General features: G+C 71.6%; 19 protein-coding genes and 1 pseudogene. 10 read left to right on the top strand and 10 right to left on the bottom strand.

Annotated features, from left to right (window positions below; all coding sequences use genetic code 11):
- Positions 1 to 346 (top strand): annotated as a pseudogene (locus B9O00_RS33205) (IS481 family transposase); the annotation flags it as partial.
- Positions 347 to 476: 130 nt separating this feature from the next.
- On the opposite strand, the gene B9O00_RS27390 reads toward B9O00_RS33205, so the two are convergent.
- The 3 genes from B9O00_RS27390 to B9O00_RS27400 all read right to left on the bottom strand — a co-directional run bounded on the left by B9O00_RS27390 (position 477) and on the right by B9O00_RS27400 (position 3,569).
- Positions 477 to 1,757 carry a TRAP transporter large permease gene (locus tag B9O00_RS27390; RefSeq protein WP_085125911.1) on the bottom strand — a complete coding sequence of 427 codons (1,281 nt, stop codon included), beginning with the start codon at positions 1,755 to 1,757 and terminating at the stop codon, positions 477 to 479.
- Between the two features lie 3 nt (positions 1,758 to 1,760).
- The gene (locus B9O00_RS27395) at positions 1,761 to 2,447 is read right to left on the bottom strand and encodes a TRAP transporter small permease (protein WP_085125912.1); all 687 of its coding nucleotides are present in this window, start codon (positions 2,445 to 2,447) and stop codon (positions 1,761 to 1,763) included.
- 132 nt (positions 2,448 to 2,579) lie between these two features.
- Positions 2,580 to 3,569 (bottom strand): TRAP transporter substrate-binding protein, encoded by a 990-nt coding sequence (locus B9O00_RS27400; RefSeq protein ID WP_085125913.1) that lies wholly within the window; start codon positions 3,567 to 3,569, stop codon positions 2,580 to 2,582.
- A gap of 149 nt (positions 3,570 to 3,718) precedes the next feature.
- On the opposite strand from B9O00_RS27400, the gene B9O00_RS27405 reads away from it, so the two are divergent.
- From B9O00_RS27405 to B9O00_RS27420, 4 genes are all read left to right on the top strand, one after another.
- The gene (locus tag B9O00_RS27405) at positions 3,719 to 4,453 is read left to right on the top strand and encodes a FadR/GntR family transcriptional regulator (RefSeq protein ID WP_085125914.1); all 735 of its coding nucleotides are present in this window, start codon (positions 3,719 to 3,721) and stop codon (positions 4,451 to 4,453) included.
- A 368-nt stretch (positions 4,454 to 4,821) separates the two neighbouring features.
- Positions 4,822 to 5,730 (top strand): 5-dehydro-4-deoxyglucarate dehydratase, encoded by a 909-nt coding sequence (gene kdgD, locus B9O00_RS27410; RefSeq protein WP_085125915.1) that lies wholly within the window; start codon positions 4,822 to 4,824, stop codon positions 5,728 to 5,730.
- Between the two features lie 9 nt (positions 5,731 to 5,739).
- Positions 5,740 to 6,888: a mandelate racemase/muconate lactonizing enzyme family protein gene (locus tag B9O00_RS27415; RefSeq protein WP_085125916.1), complete on the top strand. Its 1,149-nt coding sequence runs from the start codon at positions 5,740 to 5,742 to the stop codon at positions 6,886 to 6,888.
- Positions 6,889 to 6,892: 4 nt separating this feature from the next.
- Positions 6,893 to 7,756: an amidohydrolase family protein gene (locus tag B9O00_RS27420; RefSeq protein ID WP_085125917.1), complete on the top strand. Its 864-nt coding sequence runs from the start codon at positions 6,893 to 6,895 to the stop codon at positions 7,754 to 7,756.
- Here B9O00_RS27420 and B9O00_RS27425 read toward each other — a convergent pair.
- Positions 7,744 to 8,199, bottom strand: coding sequence for an Rrf2 family transcriptional regulator (locus B9O00_RS27425; RefSeq protein WP_085125918.1), 456 nt, complete (start codon positions 8,197 to 8,199; stop codon positions 7,744 to 7,746). The two genes, B9O00_RS27420 and B9O00_RS27425, sit on opposite strands and share 13 nt — an antisense overlap.
- 108 nt (positions 8,200 to 8,307) lie before the next feature.
- Here B9O00_RS27425 and B9O00_RS27430 point away from each other — a divergent pair, with 108 nt between their 5' ends.
- Together B9O00_RS27430 and B9O00_RS33210 are read left to right on the top strand one after the other, a co-directional pair.
- Positions 8,308 to 8,769 (top strand): group III truncated hemoglobin, encoded by a 462-nt coding sequence (locus tag B9O00_RS27430; protein WP_085125919.1) that lies wholly within the window; start codon positions 8,308 to 8,310, stop codon positions 8,767 to 8,769.
- A 50-nt stretch (positions 8,770 to 8,819) separates the two neighbouring features.
- Positions 8,820 to 9,353, top strand: a complete 534-nt coding sequence (locus tag B9O00_RS33210; RefSeq protein WP_085125920.1) for a hypothetical protein — start codon at positions 8,820 to 8,822, stop codon at positions 9,351 to 9,353.
- Positions 9,354 to 9,390: 37 nt separating this feature from the next.
- Here B9O00_RS33210 and B9O00_RS27440 read toward each other — a convergent pair whose 3' ends face one another.
- Together B9O00_RS27440 and B9O00_RS27445 are read right to left on the bottom strand one after the other, a co-directional pair.
- Complete coding sequence (locus B9O00_RS27440) at positions 9,391 to 9,597, bottom strand: hypothetical protein (protein ID WP_085125921.1); 207 nt, start codon at positions 9,595 to 9,597, stop codon at positions 9,391 to 9,393.
- Entirely contained in the window at positions 9,594 to 10,745 is a 1,152-nt protein-coding gene (locus B9O00_RS27445; RefSeq protein WP_200808681.1) for a PepSY-associated TM helix domain-containing protein, read from the bottom strand. The genes B9O00_RS27440 and B9O00_RS27445 overlap by 4 nt, the downstream gene beginning before the upstream one ends.
- A 223-nt stretch (positions 10,746 to 10,968) precedes the next feature.
- Here B9O00_RS27445 and B9O00_RS32740 point away from each other — a divergent pair, with 223 nt between their 5' ends.
- Both B9O00_RS32740 and B9O00_RS27450 read left to right on the top strand, forming a co-directional pair.
- The gene (locus tag B9O00_RS32740) at positions 10,969 to 11,163 is read left to right on the top strand and encodes a hypothetical protein (RefSeq protein ID WP_143596365.1); all 195 of its coding nucleotides are present in this window, start codon (positions 10,969 to 10,971) and stop codon (positions 11,161 to 11,163) included.
- Between the two features lie 173 nt (positions 11,164 to 11,336).
- Positions 11,337 to 11,531 carry a hypothetical protein gene (locus tag B9O00_RS27450; RefSeq protein WP_143596366.1) on the top strand — a complete coding sequence of 65 codons (195 nt, stop codon included), beginning with the start codon at positions 11,337 to 11,339 and terminating at the stop codon, positions 11,529 to 11,531.
- 51 nt (positions 11,532 to 11,582) lie between these two features.
- On the opposite strand, the gene B9O00_RS27455 is transcribed toward B9O00_RS27450, so the two are convergent.
- From B9O00_RS27455 to B9O00_RS27470, 4 genes are all read right to left on the bottom strand, one after another.
- Positions 11,583 to 12,083: a hypothetical protein gene (locus tag B9O00_RS27455; RefSeq protein WP_085125923.1), complete on the bottom strand. Its 501-nt coding sequence runs from the start codon at positions 12,081 to 12,083 to the stop codon at positions 11,583 to 11,585.
- Positions 12,080 to 13,915: a glycoside hydrolase family 15 protein gene (locus B9O00_RS27460; protein WP_085125924.1), complete on the bottom strand. Its 1,836-nt coding sequence runs from the start codon at positions 13,913 to 13,915 to the stop codon at positions 12,080 to 12,082. The genes B9O00_RS27455 and B9O00_RS27460 overlap by 4 nt, the downstream gene beginning before the upstream one ends.
- An 8-nt stretch (positions 13,916 to 13,923) precedes the next feature.
- Positions 13,924 to 14,919 carry an SDR family oxidoreductase gene (locus tag B9O00_RS27465; protein WP_085125925.1) on the bottom strand — a complete coding sequence of 332 codons (996 nt, stop codon included), beginning with the start codon at positions 14,917 to 14,919 and terminating at the stop codon, positions 13,924 to 13,926.
- 126 nt (positions 14,920 to 15,045) lie between these two features.
- Positions 15,046 to 17,385 carry a glucose/quinate/shikimate family membrane-bound PQQ-dependent dehydrogenase gene (locus B9O00_RS27470; protein ID WP_085125926.1) on the bottom strand — a complete coding sequence of 780 codons (2,340 nt, stop codon included), beginning with the start codon at positions 17,383 to 17,385 and terminating at the stop codon, positions 15,046 to 15,048.
- Positions 17,386 to 17,552: 167 nt separating this feature from the next.
- Between B9O00_RS27470 and B9O00_RS27475 the strand changes: the two genes are divergently transcribed.
- Positions 17,553 to 18,956, top strand: a complete 1,404-nt coding sequence (locus tag B9O00_RS27475) for a hypothetical protein (protein ID WP_159460348.1) — start codon at positions 17,553 to 17,555, stop codon at positions 18,954 to 18,956.
- Positions 18,957 to 19,101 lie beyond the last annotated feature (145 nt).

Here is a 19,101-nt window from a genome sequence, read left to right on the forward strand (position 1 = left end):
CAACCTGGAGCGGCCGCACGAGGCGATCGGCATGAAGGTCCCCGTCGAGCGCTACCAGCCCAGCCGGCGGGCCTTGCCCGAGCGCCTGCCGGCGATCGAGTACGAGCCCGAGGACGTCGTGCGCTGGGTCGACCAGAACGGCTGGATCAGCTACCGCGGGCGGCGCCGCAAGATCGGCAAGGCCTTCCGTGGCACCCCGGTCGCCCTGCGCCCCACCCAGATCGACGGACGCCTCGACATCTTCTTCTGCCATCAGAAGCTGGCGTCCCTCGACCTCACCGAGCAGACTGAGCTCAAACCCGTCCACAATGTCCCCGAACGGGTGTCCACTATGTCCCCGGTCTGAACAGCCTGTCGAAGGGCGAATCGAAACCGGCACGGACCGTGCCGGAACGGCTTCGTGGTTCGACAGGCTCACCATGAAGCCGTTGGGAGCCGGTCCGTGGTCAAGATCTCTCGATCGTCGCGCGACCCTTCTACCCCAGCCAGGTCGGCAGGGTCATCGAGATCGCCGGGATGAAGGTGGTCAGCATGAGAGCGACCAGGATCGCGATGTAGAAGGGCCAGATGGTGACGACCGCGCGCTCGATCTTCACGTCGCCGATCGCGCAGCCGACGAACAGGCAGGCGCCGACCGGCGGGGTGCAGAGCCCGAGGCCGAGGTTCATCATCAGGATCATGCCGAACTGGATCGGGTCCATGCCGAAGGACATGACGACCGGCAGGAAGATCGGCGTGCAGATCAGGATCAGTGCCGCCATGTCCATGATCATGCCGAGGACCAGCAGCATCAGGTTCAGCATGATCAGGATGATCGTCGGGTCGCCGGAGATCCAGGTCAGCGCGCTGGTCAGCTGCTCGGGCACGCGGTAGAGCGCCAGCAGGTAGGCGAAGGCGGTGGCGCAGCCGACCAGCACCATGACCATGGAGGTCGTCCGGACCGAGTGCAGCACGGCGGTGCGGAACTTGGCCCAGCTGAGCTCGCGGTAGGCGAGGGCGGTGATGACCAGGGCGTAGATGACGCCGAAGGCGCCCGACTCGGTGACGGTGAAGACGCCCGACAGCACGCCGCCGACGATGATCACCGCGGTGAACAGGCCGGGGATCGCCGTGATCGCGCTGAGCAGCAGGCTGCGGAAGCCGGGGAAGCGCTCGGCCGGGTAGCCGCGCCGGACCGCGACGACATAGGCGGCGACGGCGAGGCAGATGCACATGATGACGCCCGGCACGACGCCGGCCATGAACAGCTTGGAGACCGAGATGCCGCCGCCGGCCGCCACGGCGTAGAGGATCATGTTGTGGCTCGGCGGGATCATGATGCCGGCCAGGGACGAGGTCACCGTGACGTTGACCGCGTAGTCGGCGTCGTAGCCCTTGTCCTTCATCACCGGGATCAGGATCGAGCCGAGCGCCGAGACGTCGGCGACCGCCGAGCCGGAGATGCCGCCGAACAGCATCGAGGCGAAGACGTTGACCTGCCCCAGGCCGCCGCGGATCGAGCCGACCGCGGCGGCGGCGAGCTGGACCAGGCGCTGGGCGATGCCGCCGTGCAGCATCAGCTCGCCGGCGAAGATGAAGAAGGGGATCGCCAGCAGCGAGAAGACCGAGATGCCCGAGAGGATGCGCTGGAAGGCGATCAGCAGCGGCAGCCCCTCGTGGGCGAAGGTCGCGACCGCGGCGACGCCGAGCGCGAAGGCGACCGGGATGCCGATGGCGACCGAGAGGGCGAAGACGCCGAGCAGCAGGGCGAGACCCATGGCTCAGGCCCTCCGGTCCGGGGCGGCGCCGCCCGGCGGCCCCGGAGGCAGCCCCGGGGGCATCTCTGGCGCGTGCAGCGGCCCGGCCTCGGCCTGGAGCGCGTCGAGCGGGTCGAAGAGGTGCTCGTCGTCGGGGTAGCGGCCGAGCGCGCGGCGCAGCGCGCGGCTGCCGGCGAAGATCACCAGCAGGGCGCCGCAGATGGTCAGCGGCAGGCTGCGCAGGCCCTCGGGCAGGTCGAGCAGCGGGATCTTCGTCGACCACTTGAAGAGCACGAGATCCCAGGAGTTGACCGCCATCAGCAGGCCGAAGACCGCCATCACCAGGTCGCCGGCGACCAGCAGCAGGCGGCGCGGGCCGCGCGGCAGGGCGTCGCGCAGGAAGTCGACCGAGAGATGGCGCTGCTCGTGGACGCCGACCGCGCCGGAGAAGAAGGTGATGACGGCGATCAGCAGCAGGCCGAGCTGCTCGGCCCAGGTCGGCGTCGCGTTGAGCACGTAGCGGCCGAACACCAGCCAGCCGAAGATCGCGATCAGCACGACCAGGCAGAAGCCCGAGAGCAGGCTGAAGCAGCGGGCGAGCAGGTCGAGGGCCCGGTCGAGCGCCCGTTCCGGCGCGCTCTCGTCCGCGGGCGAGAAGCTCGGGGGCGGGGCGCTCGGGGATGGGGCGCTCGGGGGCGGCGGGGTGGTCATCGGCGACGGACTCCGGCGGGACGGCGGTTGGAGGCCAGGGGGACTGGAGACCAGGGGGACTGGAGACCAGGGGATCGGACACGGAAGGGCCGGCCGGACTCCGGTCCGGCCGGCCCAGGGGCGCCCGGGAGGTCAGTCGGTCGCCTTGATCTCCTCGACCAGCTTCTTGAGGTCGGGGTGCTGCTTCAGGAAGGCGTCGTAGACCGGCTGCATCGCCGCCTGGAACATCGCCTTGTCCTTGACCTTGTTGAACTTGACGCCGGCCGCCTCGACCTTCTTGCGGCTGTCCTCGGCGCGCTCGGCCCAGAGCTTGCGCTGCAGCACCGCGCTCTCGCGCGCCGCGTCCTTGACCAGCTTCTGGTCGGCAGGCGACAGCGAATCCCAGAGGCCCTTGTTGATGCAGACGCACTCCGGAATGATCAGGTGCTCGGTGTCCGAGTAGTACTTGGCGACCTCGAAGTGGTTGGTCGACTCGTAGGACGGCCAGTTGTTCTCGGCGCCGTCGACGACGCCGGTCTTGAGCGACTGGAAGACCTCGCTGAAGGCCATCGGCGTGGCGTTGCCGCCCATCGCCTCGACCATGCCGACGAAGAGGTCGTTGTTCATCACCCGGATCTTCATGCCCTTGAGGTCGGCCGGCGTGTAGATCGGGTGCTTGGAGTTGTAGAAGGAGCGCGCGCCCGAGTCGTACCAGGCCAGGGCGACCAAGCCCTTCTCGGCCATCGCCGCGCTGATCTCGTCGCCGATCGGGCCGTCCATGACCCGATGCATGTGGTCCATGTTCTTGAAGATGAAGGGCAGCGAGACGACGTCGGCGGTCGGCACGACCTGGCCCATCGGGCCGAGGTTGAACTCGCCGAAGTCGATGCCGCCGAGCCGGACCTGCTCGATCGCGTCGGGCTGGGTGCCGAGCACGCCGGAATGGTAGGTCTTGGCCGTGATGCGCCCGTCGGAGCGCTTGGCGAGCATGTCGGTGAAGGCGTCCATCGCCTTGGACACCGGATAGTCGGGCACGTGGATGTTCCAGCCGCGCCACTCCTTGGCCTGGCCCGGTGCCGACGCCAGCACCATGCCGGCGGTCAGCGCCGCCGCGGCGAGCCCCAGTATTGCTAGCTTGCGCATGTCATTTCCTCCCTCGTGAGCCTTGGTCGACGCAGCGGCAAGTCTGCCGTCTTGCTGTTTGTAGACATCAGACATCATATGAATTAGCCTGACGAGCGTCAATCGCCGGCTGCGGCTATAGTGCGGAGACTGCCCGATCGGAGAATGAGATGACGGATCTGTCGGCTCCCCGGACCGCGCAACGGCCGCGCCGCAACCTGACCCAGATGGTCGTCGCCGACCTGCGCGAGCGGATTCGCAGCGGGCGGCTCAAGCCCGGCGACAAGCTGCCGACCGAGCAGGCGCTGATCCGCGAGCTGGGCGTCAGCCGCACCGTCGTGCGCGAGGCGATCGCGGGGCTGCGCGCCGACGGCCTGGTCGAGCCGCGCCAGGGCATCGGCGTCTTCGTGCGCGAGCCGGCTAGGCCGGCGCCCGGCCTCAGCCTGCTGAGCGAGGACGCCGGTAAGATCTCCTCGGTGATCGAGGCGCTGGAGCTGCGCGCCGCCGTCGAGATCGAGGCGGCCGGCCTCGCCGCCGAGCGCCGCTCGCCGGCCCAGGAGGCCAAGATCCGCGAGTGCTTCGAGGAGATCGCCGCCGCCATGGCGCGCGGCGAGGCGGCCGAGGACGCCGACTTCGCCTTCCACCTGGCGGTCGCCGACGCGACCAACAACCGGCACTTCGGCGAGTTCTTCGAGTTCCTCGGCCGGCGCACGATCCCGCGCTCCCAGCTTGGCGGCCCCTCGCCGGTGCGCACCCCGGCCTACGTGCGCCAGATCCAGGAGGAGCACGAGCAGATCATGACCGCGATCTGCCGCGGCGATGCCGAGGCCGCGCGCGAGGCCATGCGCGTCCACCTCAAGGGCAGCCTCGAGCGCTACCAGCGCCTGCGCCGCGACGGGCGGTAAAGGGGAGGGGCTGTCCGCTCGTCCTGCCGCTCTCCTTCTTCGTTCTCTCTCTCTCTCTCTCTCTCTCTCTCTCTCTCTCAACCGTCATCCCCGCGAAAGCGGGGATCCAGAGGAGGGTGTCGCGGGCGCGGACCGGCGATCCTCGGTGCGAACGGCTCTGTTCTCTGGATCCCCGCTTTCGCGGGGATGACGAGGGGAGGGCGGAGCGACGATGACAGGGGAAAGAGGGGGCGACCCGGAAGGCCGCCCAATCCGCTCTTCCTCCGCAGTCAAGTCATCATATGACTTGACTGCATAATACGACGACATATCGTACGGGCAGCCCGGCGGCCCTGCCCGGGCGGCCCCTCGAAGCTGGACCCGAGACGATGGAACACGACGCCCTCAAGGCCCGGATCGGCAGCGGCCTGCTGTCCTTCCCGGTCAGCCCCTTCCGCGCGAACCTCTCGTTCGATGCCGAGCGCTACCGCGAGCACGTCGGCTGGCTGGCCGGCTTCGACGCCGCGGCGCTGTTCGCCGCCGGCGGCACCGGCGAGTTCTTCTCGCTGACCGCCGCCGAGGTCTGCGAGGCGACGCGCGCCGCCAAGGACGTCTCCGGCGACGTGCCGATCATCGCCGGCTGCGGCTACGGCACGCGCATGGCCTCGGAGCTGGCCCAGGCGGTCGAGCAGGCCGGCGCCGACGCCATCCTGCTGCTGCCGCACTACCTGATCGGCGCCTCGCAGGAGGGTCTCTACGCCCACGTCAAGGCGGTCTGCGGATCGATCGGCATCGGCGTCATCGTCTACAACCGCGACAACTCGATCCTCAAGGCGGAGACCCTGGCGCGCCTCGCCGAGGCCTGCCCGAACCTGATCGGCTTCAAGGACGGCTCCGGCGACATCGGCCTGGTCCGCCAGGTCACCGCGACGCTGGGCGACCGCCTCGTCTACGTCGGCGGCATGCCGACCCACGAGCTCTTCGCCGAGGCCTACGACGCGGCCGGCGTCTCGACCTACTCCTCGGCGATCTTCAACTTCCTGCCGGAGATGGCCCTGGCCTTCCACAAGGCGATGCGCGCCGGCGACAAGGCGGCGATGCAGGAGCTGCTGACCGGCTTCTTCTATCCCTATGCGCGGATCCGCGACCGCGGCAAAGGCTACGCTGTCTCGATCATCAAGGCCGGCGTGCGCCTGATCGGCCGCGACTGCGGTCCGGTGCGCCCGCCGCTGACCGACCTCAGCGAGGAAGAGCACCGGATGCTGGAGCCGCTGGTCCGGCGCTACGCGGGCCGGTAGGCTTCAGCCATGGCCGCCTCGACCCGCATCGCCGACGTCCGCACGCACCTGCTGGAGCATCGCCTCCACGACTTCTTCGAGTCCTCCTTCTCGCGCTTCGAGGCGCGCCATGCCTGCCTGGTCGAGGTGGTCGCCGAGGACGGCACCAGCGGCTGGGGCGAGTGCCTGGGGCCGATGCGCCTCAACGCCGCCGTGGTCGCCGCCATGCGCCCGCTGCTGCTCGGCCAGGACGCGCTCGACCATGAGCGCCTCTGGCTGCATCTCTACAGCCAGTTCCGCGACCAGGGGCAGCGCGGCCTCGTGGTGACCGCGCTGAGCGGCATCGAGATCGCGCTCTGGGACCTCAAGGGCAAGCGCTTCGAGGCGCCGGTCCACCAGCTGCTCGGCGGCGCCTTCCGCAAGGAGGTTCCGGCCTACGCGACCGGCGCCTTCCGGCGCATGAGCGGGGACCGGCCGGCCTACCTCGCCGAGGAGACGGCGGGCTACGTTCGCGAGGGCTTCTCCGCGGTCAAGATCAAGATCGGCTACGGCGTCGAGGAGGACCTGGCGGCGATCCGCGCGGTGCGCGAGGCGATCGGCCCGAAGGCCGGCTTCATGATCGACGCCAACCACGGCTACGACGCCCTCGAGGCGGTGGCGCTCGGCCGCGCCGCCGCGGCCTGCGACATCGGCTGGTTCGAGGAGCCGGTGGTGCCCGAGGACCTGGAGGGCTACCGCGCGGTGCGCGCCGGCCAGCCGATCCCGGTCGCCGGCGGCGAGACCTGGTTCACGCGCTGGGGCTTCCGCGACGTCATGACCAGCCGGCTGGTCGACATCCTGCAGCCCGACGTCTGCGGCGTCGGCGGCCTGTCCGAGGCCTGCCGCATCGCCGGCATGGCCAGCGCCTTCGGCCTGCGCCTGGTGCCGCACGTCTGGGGCACCGGCGTCGCGCTGGCGGCCGCCCTGCAGTACCTCGCCGTGCTGCCGCCGGTGCCGCCGCGCCACGAATCGCGCGAGCCGCTGCTCGAGTTCGACCGCACCGACAACCCCTTCCGCCAGGCGGTGCTGACCGCACCGATCGAGCACCGCGAGGGCCGGGTCGCCGTGCCCGAGGGGCCGGGCCTCGGCATCGAGGTCGAGCGGGCCGCGCTGGAGCGCTTCAAGGCGCGGGAGGCCTGAGGCCATGTGGCCGGAGAACCAGCCGCGCCCGCTGGCCGGGCGCGCGCCGCGGCTGCAGACGCCGCCGGGCGCGACCGACACCCACATGCACATCTACACCCGCCGCCACGCCGGCCGGCCCGGCGGGCCGCCGCCGCCGGCCCAGGAGGCGACGGTCGCCGACTACCGGCGGATCCAGCAGTGGCTGGGGCTGCAGCGGGTCGTGGTCGTGCAGGGCAACGCCTACCAGGCCGACAATGCCTGCCTGGTCGAGGCGCTGGGCGAGCTCGGCCCCTGCGCGCGCGGCGTCGCGGTGGTGACGCCCGAGACCGGCGCGGCCGAGCTGGAGCGCCTGACCGCCGCCGGCGTGCGCGGCGCGCGCATCATGAACCTGCCGGGCGGCGCCGTCGGCCTCGACCGCATAGCCGCGGTGTCGGAGCGGGTGCGGCCCTTCGGCTGGCACCTGATCGTGCAGTTCGACGGCCGCGACTTCCTCGCGCACGAGGCCGCCCTGACGGCGCTGCCGGGGCCCTACGTCGTCGATCACATCGGCAAGTTCCTGGAGCCGGTGCCGCCCGAGCACCCGGCCTTCCAGGGCCTGCTGCGCCTGGTCGGGCGCGGCGACGTCTACGTCAAGCTGGCAGCGCCCTACGAGACCTCTAGGCGCGGCGGTCCGCTCTACGAGGATGTCGGGCGTCTGGCCAGGGCGCTGGTCGCGGCGGCGCCGGACCGGCTGCTCTGGGGCAGCAACTGGCCGCACGTCGGCGTGCCGCGCGAGCGTTATCCCGACGACGCCGAGCTGCTCGACGTGCTGCTCGACTGGGCGCCCGACGAGGCGCTGCGCCGCAGGATCCTGGTCGACAACCCGGCCCGTCTCTACGGGTTCTGAGCCGCCGCCGGCGCGAGGTCGAGCTGCCGGCGCAGCGCGGCGGGGCGGGCGACCAGATCGGCCAGGGTGTAGCCGTCGAGCACCGCCAGGAAGGCCTGCAGCGCCTCGCGCAGGGCGCCGCGCAGACGGCAGGCGCCGGTGATGACGCAGCGGTTGTGGTCGGCGTCGAAGCATTCGACGAGGGCGAAGCTGTCCTCGGTCGCCCGGACCACGGCGCCGAGCCGGATCTCCGACGGCGCCTTGCCCAGGCGCAGGCCGCCGCCGCGGCCGCGCAGCGTCTCGATGAAGCCGTGGCGGCCGAGCTCCAGGGCGATCTTCATCAGGTGGTTGCGCGAGATGCCGTAGGCCTCGGCGATCTCCTGGATCGTGACGACCTCGTCGGGGGCGAGGGCGAGGCGCATCAGCAGGCGCAGGGCGTAGTCGCTGTGGCGGGTCAGCTGCATGGTCGTCGCTCGCGAAAAAAGATGCATTACAGGTATTGCTTTTGGCCGACCGGTGCAATAGCTTCCGATTAAAGAGGCATATAAAATACCTATTTTGAGGTTCCCGCCATGGACGCGCCCCGCCTGCACCCCAATCCGCTGCGCCTGCCGGTGCATCCGGCGGTGACCGAGGCGCTGATCGAGCGGCTGGTGCGCCGCTTCTACGGCAAGGTGCGCCGGGACCCGGCACTCGGGCCGATCTTCGCCGCCGCGATCGGCGAGGAGTGGGAGCCGCACCTGGCGAAGATGTTCGCCTTCTGGTCCTCGGTGATGCGCATGACCGGCCGCTACAAGGGCAAGCCGGTGCCGGCGCACCTGCGCCTGAAGTCGATCGCTCCCGAGCACTTCGAGGCCTGGCTCGGCCTGTTCCGCGAGACCGCGGCGGAGCTCTGCGAGCCGGAGGTGGCGGGCCTCTTCGTCGAGCGCGCCGAGCGCATCGCCGAGAGCCTGCAGCTCGCCCTCTTCTACAAGCCCGGCCTGTCGCCGGCCTTCGGCGGCACGGGCGCGTCGCCCGACCTTGCCGATCGTTGATCGAGCCAACCGTTGATCGAGCCAACCGTTGATCGAGAAGGAGTGGGATCATGTCCGTTCAAGCCCTTCGCCGGCCGATCGGCCCGGCCGACCTGGACGCCGGCCTCGCCGCCGGCCTGCCGCTGCCCGCCGCGCAGGGGGACGCGCCCGCCGGGCTCGCCCCCCTGCGCCCGGCGCCGCGTCTGGTCGAGGCTCCGGCCGCGGCGGCCCCGCCGCTCAACGAGCGCAGCCTCGGCGAGGAGATCCACCCGGCGGTCTACGGAGTCGCCTTCGGCGCGGCGCTGTGGATCGTCGCCGTCTACGGCGCGGTCTTCCTGGGCGCACCCGAGGCGATGATGATGCTGGCGATCTCGCTCGGCTTCCTGGTGATGTACGCCGGCACGCCGATCGTCATGTGGCGCACCGGCCGCGCGCCGGCGGCCGCCAGGACCGGCCGGCGCTTCGCCGACTTCGCCCGCGCGCGGCTGGAGACCTGGACCGGCGTGGTGCACGGCAGCGAGGCGGCGGTGCAGATCGTCACCATCCCGGTCGGCCTGGCGGTCGCGGCCACCGGCATCGCCCTGGCGATCGTCGGCGCGCGCTGAGCGGACCCCCGATGCGGCGGTCCTGCCCGCGCCGCCCTCAGCGGCGGCGCGGCGCGCTCGGCCAGAGCCAGTAGCGGGCGACGACCAGCAGCGGCATCCCGAGGCCGAGCCAGCAGAGCGCCAGCCAGAGGCCGTGCTCGCCGACCAGCGCCGAAACCAGCCCCGCGACGGACAGCAGGCCGAGCGCGAGCGGCCAGTCCCAGACCCGCGACAGCCCGAGCGGCGGCAGGTGCCAGCCGCTCATTCCGCTGGCACTTCCCCAGGGATGGCGGCAGCGATCCTCGCCTCCCGCCCGGCCGGCCGCCGCCGCTTCACCAGCCAGAGATAGAGCCCGCTCGCCAGCACGACGATGGTCGCGAGATCGAGCAGTGCCCAGAGGACCTTCAGCGGCAGCCCGCCGTAGTCGCCGAAATGCAGCGGCTGTGAGACCAGCAGCGCCGTGACGTACCAGGGCAGCTCGCGGCTCGCGGTCAGCGCCCCGGTCTCGGCGTCGACCAGCACCGGCTTGAGCAGACGCGCGGTCAGCGGCGTGTCGCCGTGCATGAAGACGGCGTAGTGGTGGCGGCTCGAATAGGGCGTGCCCGGAAAGGCGACGAAGGCGGGCGCCATGCCCGGCGCCGCGGTGGCGGCCGTCGCCAGCACCCGGTCGATCGAGGCCAGGGTCGCGGGCAGAGGCCTGTCGCGGTAGGGCGCGGTCATCTCGGCCAGCTGGCCGCGCTGCCACAGGCCCAGGATCGGCGTCGACAGCGTGTTGATCACGCCGGTCGCGCCGACCACCAGGGCCCAGGCCAGGGTCGCGACGCCGATCAGGTTGTGCAGGTCGAGCCACTTCAGGCGCCGGCTGCGGTCGGCACGTACCGTGCCGAACTCGAGCTTGCGCATGAAGGGGCCGTAGACCACGACGCCGGAGACCAGGGCGACGACGAACAGCAGGCCCATGAAACCCAGGAACAGCTTGCCCGGCAGGCCGGCATAGAGGTCGGTATGCAGCTTGTAGAAGACCCACATGACGCCCTCGTTGAACGGCGGCACGGCGAGCCGCTCGCCGGTGCGGGCGTCGAAGGTCTGGGAGTGGAAGTCGGCGCTCGCCGGCTGGTAGCTCGGCGCCGTGGTGACGCCGACCAGCGGCGCGTGCGCGTCGAAGCCGAGGTAGAGCACCAGGTCGCCGGGATGGGCGGCGCGCGCCGTGGCGACGATCCGGTCGAGCAGGACCGGGGGCGTGCCGTCCGGCAGCGCGGCCGCCTCGGGGTGCCGGCCGGTCAGCTGGTCGATCTCCTCGTAGAAGATCAGCGGCAGCCCGGTAACGCAGAGCAGCAGCAGGAGGGCCGTGCAGACCAGGCTGGTCCACTTGTGCACCAGGTACCAGTTGCCGAGCGCCCGTCTGCTCATCATGCCGCCGCCGTCTCCCGTTCGTCGTGCCGCGGCGGACGTTATCGCGAATAAGAATCGTTCGCAAATAGAATGCGTCTGGCGGGCTGGCCCGCGGCGGCGGCGCCACGACGAAAACGCCGCAGGGACAGAAGGCGCCAGGGCCTCGACACGATGCCGCCGCAAAGCCATCCGACCTTCGTGAGGCGGGGGCGAGGTTCAGTCTGACGTGAAGGCGAGGCCCAGGATGGCGGTTCACACCCTGCTCCAGGAACCCACAGTCGAGGACATGCTGGCCGACCCGATCGTGAAGCTCGTGATGAGCCGCGACGGCGTCCAGGAAGAGGAGCTGCGACGGATCTTCCGGCGCAGCGCGCGTGCCCGAGCCGAGCGCGGCCCGACCCGGCCGGGCAGCGGCGACACGGCCGCCGGCACCGCCTAGGAGGCAGCCCGGCGGCGCCCGGACCGTCCGCGACCCGGCCGACGCCGCGGCGGGCGGCCGCTGCGGAGGCCGGTGACCGAAAACCATCCGGCAAGCGACATGACGCCGTCGCATTGCTCGTATAGGATGGATATCTCTCGAGCATGATGCTCGCGATGCGGAGGGTACGGATCATGACTGGCAGCATGACGATGCAGGAAGCGACGCTCGAGGAGATGCTCGCCGATCCCCTGGTTCGTCTGGTCATGGCGCGCGACGGCGTCGAGGAGGCCGAGCTGCGCGGGATCGTGCAGCGCGTCGCCCGCGCCAGGGCCGGCCGCCCGCGACGCGACGGCGCCGCCCGGTCGCTCGCCGACGCGGCGGCCTGAGCCCCGGCCGTCCCACCCACCCGACTGCCTGACTGCCAGCCCACCCGGGCGTCAGCCCACCGCGTAGGCGGCGCCGAGCACCAGGCCGAACAGCATCTGGCCGGCGACCGTGATCAGCGGCGTGCGCGAGCCGTAGTTGAGCCCGAAGCGGCCCGGCGGCTCGAGGCGCCGCTCGGCGTCCGGGCCGTCGTACTCGCTGGCCATGCGCGGATGGAGGTGCGGCAGCAGTGGCAGGAAGACGGTGATCAGGAAGAGGCCGTGCAGCAGGCCGAGGCCGGCGCCGATCCACCAGGTGGCGCGGCCGATCGCCTCGAAGGCGAGGCTGTAGAAGAAGGCGAACAGCAGCGCGCCCAGGCTGTAGAGGACGAAGCCCCAGACCGTCGCCCGGTCGCGCCGGCCGCTGACGAAGCTGCCGAACAGGAACGGCAGGCTCATGCGCGACTGGCCGAACAGCTGGGCGCCCTCGGTGAAGGTCGTCATGGCCGCGGTCGCGACCGCGCCCCAGACCAGCACCGCGGCGACGTCGAGCTGGGTGAAGCCGGACCAGATCATGCCGCCTCGCCCCGCAGGCCCTGCGCGCCGCGCTCGGCCTCGGCGATCGCCAGTGCGGCGTTGATCAGGCCGCTGTGGCTGAAGCCCTGGGGGAAGTTGCCGAGCAACTCGCCGCCGTCGGCGTCGATCTCCTCGGACAGCAGGCCGAGGTCGTTGCGGTACTGCAGGATCGCCGCCATGCGCTCCCGCGCCTCGTCGAGGCGGCCGGCGCGCGCCAGGTACTCGACCGCCCAGAAGCTGCAGATCGCGAAGGCGCCCTCCTGGCCCTCCTGGCCGTCCGTGCCGGCGTCGTAGCGGTGCAGCAGCGGGCCGGCGCCGAGGCGCTCCTGGATCCGCTCGTAGGTTCCGGCCATGCGCGGGTCGTCGGCCTCGATCAGCCCCGTGCGCGGCAGCAGCAGCAGGGTCGCGTCGAGGAAGCTCTCGCCGAAGGCACCGAGGAAGCTGCCGAGCGCGCGGTCGTAGCCCTGCTCGAAGATCGTCTCGCGCAGCTTCTCCCGCTCCGCCTCGAAGCGGGCCCGCGGCACCGCCAGCACGCCCTGGTCGTCGAGCGCCAGCAGCTGGTCGAGCGCCGACCAGCACATGACCTTGGACCAGGTGTTGTGGAGCCTGCTGCCGCGGAACTCCCAGATGCCGTTGTCGGGCTGCCGCCAGAGCCTGCAGACGGTCTCGCCGAGCCTGACCAGCAGCCGGCGCTCGGCCCGGTCCAGGCGATTGCCGCGCGCGATGAAGATCGCCGCGGCGCTGATCACCTCGCCGTAGGCGTCGAGCTGCACCTGGCTGGAAGCGGCGTTGCCGATCCTGACCGGCCGCGAGCCGCGATAGCCGGCCAGATGGTCCAGGGTCTTCTCGGCCAGGCCGGTTCGGCCGTAGACGTCGTAGAGCACGTCGAGCCGGGGCTGGGTCAGGCGGGTCGCGTGCAGCAGCCAGTCGAAGAAGGCCGCCGCCTCGGCCTCGAAGCCGGTGTCGACGAAGGCGCGCAGGGTGAAGGCGGCGTCGCGCAGCCAGCAGAAGCGGTAGTCCCAGTTGCGCCCGCCGCCGAGCGCCTCCGGCAGCGAGCTGCTGGCCGCTGCGATCACGGCGCCCGACAGCACGAACTGCAGGGCCTTGAGGGTCAGTGCGCTGCGCCGCACCGCCTCGGCGAAGGGGCCGTCGTAGTCGCAGGCGCCGCTCCAGTCCCGCCACCAGTCGGCGGTCGCTTCGATCTTGCGGGCGACCTCCTCGCCGAGCAGCGGCAGGATCGCGGGGTCGCGCTGGTGGAAGGACAACGACAGGCTGCGCGTCTCGCCGGCGCGCAGGCGCTCGCGGCCGCCGACCCGCCGCGGGCCGTCCTGCCACAGCGGCAGGTCGGAGCGCAGCAGCACCAGCCGCCCGCGCTCGGCCAGCCGCCAGCCGAGCCGGCCGTGCGGCTCGACCGGCGCCTCGGCCGCGCCGTAGCCCGGCGCCGGCGCGTAGACGACCTCGACCTCGGGGCTGCCCTCCAGGACCTCGACGAAGCGCACCAGCTCGCGCTCGGGCTGCAGCAGCTGGTCCGCCTTCTTCTCGATCGGCAGGCAGTCGGTGACGCGCAGCCGGCCGTCGGGTGCCTCCAGCTCGGTCTCCAGCACGTTGGTGCCCTCGCGATAGCGCCGCCGCGCGCCCTGGCAGCCGACCGGGGCGACCGCGAGGAAGCCGCCGCGCTCGCGGTCGAGCAGGCGGGCGAACAGCGAGGGACTGTCGAGGTCCGGCAGGCAGAGCCACTCGACGCTGCCCCGGCGCGAGACCAGGGCCAGTGTCCGGCAGTCGCCGATCAGCCCGTAGTCGCCGATCGCCGGGAAGGCGGAGCTCTGGCTCATGGCTCCCGTCAGTGCCGCGTCGCCTGGCGGGCCAGCGCCCAGCCGGCGAGCAGGCCGAGGGCGACGCCGCCGGCGGCCGCCAGCCCGCCGGCATGCTCGACCAGCCAGAGCTCGGAGCTGCCGGATCTGGCGCGGTCGTTGAAGCGGCCGCGCGCGCCGAAGCGGCCCCTGACCGGCTTGAACAGGTTGTCGGGCCGCGCCCGCTCGGCCACGCCGGTGAGCTGGCCGTCGTAGGCCTTGTCGGCCAGGATGCGGTCGAGCAGGCCCGGCGCCAGGCGCTGGCCGAGGATCGTCTTGAGCGTCGCCCAGCCGAGCCAGAGCTCGCGGCGCGGATGCTCGACGGCGTAGTGGATCGCCTCGGCGGCGACGCTCGGCTGGTAGATCGGCGGCACCGGCTGCGGCCGCTCGCCGGTCTTGTTGCGCGACCACTCGAACTGCGGCGTGTTCATGCCCGGCAGGTGGACCATGACCAGCTCGATCCCGCTGCCGCCGTGGATCAGCTCCGAGCGCAGGGAGTCGGTGAAGCCGACGATCGCGTGCTTGGCGCCGCAGTAGGCCGACTGCAGCGGGATCGAGCGGTAGGCCAGCGCCGAGCCGACCTGCAGGATCGTGCCGCGGTCGCGCGGCTGCATGCGCGCGAGCGCGCTGCGCGTGCCGTTGACGAAGCCGAGATAGGTGACCTCGGTGGCGCGGCGGAACTCCTCGGGCGTGATCTCGGCGAAGCGGCCGAAGATCGTCGCCATGGCGGCATTGACCCAGACGTCGATCGGGCCGAAGCGCTCTTCGACCGCCCCGGCGGCGCTCGCCACCGCCTCGGCGTCGGCGACGTCCGCGGGGCAGGGCAGGGCCTCGCCGCCGAGCTGCCGGACCTCCTCGGCCGTCTCCTCCAGCCGTTCCGGATCGCGGGCGATCAGGCCGATCCGCGCGCCTTCGACGGCGAAGCGCCGGGCGGTCGCCCGGCCGACGCCGGCCGAGGCTCCGGTGATCACGACGGTCTGCGGCATGGCGGTCTCCCGGATGGTTGCGAGGGGTGACCCGCGACCGCGGGCCTCGAGCGGTCAACAGGCCGCGTCGCCGGAGGTTCCGGCCGGCCCGCCGGCCTGCGGCGATCGGCCTCTACCCCGATACCGTCACGAGGCCGGCAGGGCGTAGGCGATCACCGCGTCGCCGGCCTTCGTATGGGTCGAGCCGTGGCCGCCGGCGACGGTCAGCACGTACTGCCGGCCGTCGCGGGCCCGGTAGCTCATCGGCGTGGTCTGGCCGCCGGCCGGCAGGCGCGCCTTCCACAGCACCCGTCCGTCGGTCACGTCGTAGGCCCGGAGGTAGTAGTCCAGCGTGCCGCTGGCGAAGGCGAGGCCGCCCGCCGTGATCACCGGGCCGCCGAGCGAGGGCACGCCCAGCCCGAACGGCAGCGGCAGGGGCGCCAGATCGCGGATCGTGCCGTTGCGGTGCTGCCAGGCGACCTCGCCGGTCTCCAGGTCGATGCCGGCGACCGTGCCCCAGGGCGGCGCGTGGCAGGGCACGCGCAGGCCGAGCGGCGAGGTGAAGGGGCCCATGTCGGCGGCATAGGGCGCGCCGTAGTTCTCGTTGAGCCCCGGCTTGCCATCCGAGACGTAGTTGGTCGTGTCGTCGGCGCGCGGGACGAGCCGCGAGGTGAAGGCGAATTGGACCGGCATGCCGACGATGACCTGGCGCACCGGATCGACCGCGACGCCGCCCCAGTTGAAGGCGCCGAAGTTGCCCGGATAGATCAGCGAGCCCCGGGTCGAGGGCGGCGTGTAGCGGCCGTCGTAGCGCAGCCGGCGGAAGGCGATGCGGCAGGCCAGCTGGTCGAAGGGCGTCAGCCCCCACATGTCGCGGCCGGTCAGCGGCGGCGGCCGGAACGAGATCGCCGAGACCGGCTGGGTCGGGGCGGCATGGTCGCCCTTCGCCGCGCCCTGCGGCGCCGGCTCCTCGCTGACCGGCAGCAGCGGCTTGCCGGTCCGGCGGTCGAGCACGAAGATCTCGCCCTGCTTGGTCGGCTGCACCAGGGCCGGCACGCTGCGGCCGTCGCGCTGCAGGTCGACCAGCTGCGGCTGGGCCGGAACGTCCATGTCCCAGAGGTCGTGGTGCACGGTCTGGAAGACCCAGCGGACCTGGCCGGTCTCGAGGTCCAGGGCCACGACCGAGGAGGAGAAGCGCTCGGTCTCCGGCGTGCGGTCGCCGCCGAACTGGTCGGGCGGCGCGTTGCCCATCGGCGCGTAGACGAGCCCGAGGTCGGGATCGACGCTGAGCATCGACCAGCTGTTCGGCGAGTTGGCGGTGTAGGTCTCGTCGCCGGTCAGCGGCTCGGTCCTGTCGGGCCGGCCGGCGTCGAAGTTCCAGACCAGCTTGCCGGTCTCGGCGTCGTAGGCGCGGATCGCGCCCGAGGGCTCGTGCACCGAGACGTTGTCGTTGACCGCGCCGCCGATCACGACCAGGCCCTCGGCGACGACCGGCGGCGAGGTCGAGTAGTAGAAGCCGGCCTGCTCGTTTGGCATGTGCGCCCAGAGGTTCACCGTGCCGCCCTCGCCGAAGCCCGGGCAGGGCTGGCCGCTGGCGGCGTCGAGCGCGATCAGCCGGGCGTCGGAGGTCGGCAGGAAGATGCGGTCGCGACAGGCCTGGCCCTCGGCGACTCCGGGCGAGCGCCAGTAGGAGACGCCGCGGCAGGTCTGGTGCTGGCGGTCGCCGTTCTTCTCGATCTTCGGGTCGAAGCGCCAGCGCTCCTTGCCGGTCACGGGGTCGAGGGCGATGGCGATGTCGTGCGGCGTGCAGAGGTAGAGCGTGTCGTCGATCTCGATCGGCGTCACCTCGTAGGTCGTCTCGACCGGGTCGCCGGGGCCGCGAAGGTCGCCGGTGTGGTACTCCCAGGCCTTCTGCAGCTCGGCGACGTTGGCCGGCGTGATCTGGTCGAGCGGGCTGTAGCGGCTGCCGCCGGCGGTGCGGCCGTAGTCGGGCCAGTCGCCGGGCGCGACGCCGGCGTCGAGCGCCTGGCCGTCATGGCGCGCCGGCAGCCGGCCCTGGATGCCCCAGTTGCCGGTCGCCAGTGCGTAGCCGCCGACGGCGACCGAGGCGAGCACCGCGAGGCTGAGCGGCAGACCGGCTGGCGAGACGGCGCTCGGCTTCGGCGCTTCCGCCGAGCGGCGCAGGCGGCCGGCGACCCAGGGCATCAGCAGCCAGAGCCCGAGAAGCGCGATGACGTCGCCGCGCGGCGCCAGCTGCCACCAGTCGAGGCCGACCTCCCAGAGCGCCCAGGCCAGCGAGCCGGCGACGACCAGGGCATAGACCCAGAGCGCCGCGCGCCGGCGCTTCGCCAGCAGTGCGGCGGTCGCCAGGAAGCCGAGGCCCGCGATCAGGTAGTACCAGGAGCCGCCGAGCCAGGCGAGCCAGGCGCCGCCGCCCAGCAGGCAGAGGCCGAGCAGCAGGACGACGATCGCCGTTGCGAGCACCATGGTCGGTCTTCCCTCGATCTGCGGCAGAGACAGGGGCAACGGAACCACGGCCGCTTCGTTCCGTGCCCTCGGCAATCGATGCGGGCGTTTCGACCGAGCCTTTCGGTCCTTTTCGGTGCAGAATGATCCCGCTGGGGGGCACCGCAACCGGGACAGGGGAGGGGGTCATGGCTGTCGACCTGCCGGCGAGCTACAAGAACCCGCCGCTGATGGCGATCGGCGATTCGATGTACCAGGGCGTGCGCTCGCTGACGATGAGCGCGCCGCTGTTCCGCTTCTCGCCGCCGGCCCAGGTCGCCCGCGCGCTCGGCCTCGACGAGAAGGCCTTCAGCTATCCCGATCCGCTGCGGCCGCTGATCATCGACATGGAGCCCTTCATCCGGCTGCTGCCGGACCTGGGGGCCATTGACCAGCTGCTGTCGCTCAACGCGCGCTACTGGACGCGCCGGCCGAGCTCGGGCTCGGGGCGCCTCGCCTTCGAGAACGTCTCGGTCGCCTCGATGGACATCGGCGACCTCTACGCCTTCGACTGGGAGCGGCGCTCGCGCCAGGCCGACGCGCTGAAATACAAGGACGCTTCCAGCATCAAGGGCCTGAGCAAGGCCCAGATCCCCGACGGCGGCCTCGCCGACGCGCTGCTCGGCCTCAACGCGCGCTTCACCCTCAATCCCTCGGGCTCCGACGCGCTGGAGGGCGTGCAGCCGGTCGAGCTGGTCAAGCTCCGCGAGCCCGAGATCCTGCTGCTCAACATCGGCAGCAACGAGGGCCTGTTCGACGCCGGCTTCGAGGGCAATCCCAACCTGACCGACCAGCGCGTCGCCGAGATCGGCAAGCGCTACGAGATCCTCGCCGACCACCTGAAGGAGGTCGGGCCGGGCACCAGGAAGATCATCGTCAACGGCCTGGTGCTGCCGAGCCAGGTGCCGAACCTGATGCCGGCGCCGGAGTCGATCTCCTACAGCGGCCACCTGCCGGGCCCCGACGGCTACTTCGACAACTACGAGAACCGCATGGGCTTCGGCTACGGCACCATGACCGGCCAGGAGCTGAAGTGGCAGGACGAGCGGGTCGCGGCGATCAACGCCAACATGGCCGAGACCATGAGGCAGCGGCTCGGCGACCGGGTCGAGATCGTCGACCTCGCCGAACAGATGCGCCACCTCAACCGCAAGCACCAGCGGCTCAGTGACGACAACGTCATCAAGGCCGGCGGCGTGTCGATCAGCAACATGATGCTGGAGAGCTACCTCGGCGGCGGCTTCCGCTGGGGCGGCTTCTGCGGCCTCGACGGCATGCACCCCAGCGTCGTCGGCTACGGCCGCATCGCCAAGGAGGTGCTGAAGAAGATCGGCCGCGGCGGCGAGAAGGTCGACTACGAGGCTTGCTTCCGCAGCGACAGCCTGCTGACCGACCTGCCGGGCCTCTGGACCGAGATCATGTTCCTCTACCGCGACTATCGCCGGGCGACCGCCAAGCCGAAGGACGCCCAGGAGAAGGCCCGCATCGACACGCTGGCGGCCGTCGCCGGCACCGCGCCGGGCCGCAGGGTCCCGCCCGCGCCGGACCGCTGATCCGGGCCGGGCCTCGGGCAGGTTGGGACTTCCGGCCCGAGACGGGGGCGGCAGGGTGCGTCGGTGTGAAGAGTGTGATCACAGATCACAGATCCTTGACGACGGCGCCGGCGCTATGGAATGCTTCCGGCGTGATTTCGCTGAA

The sequence above is a fragment of the Tistlia consotensis USBA 355 genome (genome assembly GCF_900177295.1).
Taxonomy (GTDB): domain Bacteria; phylum Pseudomonadota; class Alphaproteobacteria; order Kiloniellales; family DSM-21159; genus Tistlia; species Tistlia consotensis.